Below are 1,426 nucleotides of genomic sequence, written 5' to 3'. Positions count from 1 at the left end.
CCACCCCGTCGAACTCATCGGCGGAGTCCGCTTCCCCGCCATCGGCGAACTCCCCTACCTCCTCACCCTCGCAGGCCACGGCTTCTACTGGTTCCGGCTGCGGAAGGACGGGACGGACGCCGCCGGGTAGGAGTCCAGGCAGGAGGTAGTCACGCTTGGTCGTATGTGGTCGTATATGCCAACCCCGGCGGGCCGGTTTCCTCCGTCCCGACCGGGGCACGCATCAGTCACACCCCGCCCCCGGGCAAAGGACGCGACGCCATGTCGGAAGCCACCACCACCCGCTCCGCCACGACAAGTCCCGACCTCCTCACGTCCCTTGATCCACTGCTGCGCGAATGGCTGCCGAGACAGCGCTGGTTCGCCGGCAAGGGACGTCCGGTCACGGACTTCTCCCTGGTGGCGGCCACCGAACTGCTGCCGATCACCGGACAGTTGGGCCTGTACCACCTCCTGGTACGCGCCCATCAGCCCGCGCTGCAAGGCCCCGGTGACTGCTACCAGCTCCTCATAGGCGTCCGCGAGGCGCTGCCGCCCCGGCTGGCGCCCGCGTTGATCGGACATGTGGACCGGGGTCCGCTGAGCGGCCGGACGGTGTACGACGCCCTGTACGACGCCCGGCCGGCCGAAGTGCTCCTGGAGGCGATGCGGACCAGGGCGCGGATCGGCGCGCTGCGTTTCGACCGGGTCGGGAACGGCAAGGGCGCGGGCGAGGCGGCGGACGACAGCGGGGGCGAGGGCGAGATACCGGCGGGGCTGGTGGCCCGGATGGTGACCTCGGAGCAGTCCAACTCGTCGATCGTCTACGGAGACACGTTCATCCTGAAGTTGCTCCGCCGGGTCCTGCCGGGCATCAACCCCGACCTGGAACTGCCGCTGGCGCTGGCCCGCGAGGGCTGCCCCCGGGTGCCCGCCCCGGTGGCGTGGATACGCGCCGCCGCCACCGGGACGACCGATCCCGACGCGGAGCTCGATCCCGAGGACAGTTACGTGCTCGGCGTCCTCCAGCCCTTCGTACGGGGCGCGGCCGACGGGTGGGAGCTGGCGCTGCGGGAGCTGGCCAAGGGCGAGGACTTCAGCGTGGAGGCGCGGGCGCTCGGGCGGGCCACCGCCGAGGTGCACCTGGCGCTCGCCCGCGCCCTGCCCACCACCACGCTGGGCCACGCGCAGCTGCGCCCACTGGTCGACGGCATGATCGAACGCCTGGACGCGGCGATCCAGGCGGTGCCGGCCCTCCACCCCTTCGGTCCTGGCCTGCGCTCGGCGTACGAGGCGCTGGCCGACCTCGCCGCCGAGGGCCAGACCTGGACGGCCCAGCGCGTACACGGCGATCTGCACCTCGGGCAGTGTCTGCGTTCGCCGTCCGGCGAGTGGTCGCTGATCGACTTCGAGGGCGAGCCGTCTAAGCCGCTCACGGAACGGCGGC

General features: G+C 71.9%; 2 protein-coding genes. Both read left to right on the top strand.

The window, feature by feature from the left end; translation table 11 throughout:
• A partial coding sequence (locus ADL01_RS42305; RefSeq protein WP_199834876.1) for an alpha-glucosidase C-terminal domain-containing protein occupies positions 1 to 130 on the top strand: 130 nt, incomplete at its 5' end.
• A gap of 131 nt (positions 131 to 261) precedes the next feature.
• A partial coding sequence (locus ADL01_RS20270) for a maltokinase N-terminal cap-like domain-containing protein (RefSeq protein WP_053743433.1) occupies positions 262 to 1,426 on the top strand: 1,165 nt, incomplete at its 3' end.

Origin of the sequence: Streptomyces sp. NRRL WC-3618 (assembly GCF_001280005.1) — a bacterium.
Classification (GTDB): Bacteria; Actinomycetota; Actinomycetes; order Streptomycetales; family Streptomycetaceae; genus Streptomyces.
Note: the sequence above shows the minus strand (reverse complement) of the source record. Positions and strands in the feature narration are given on the sequence as shown.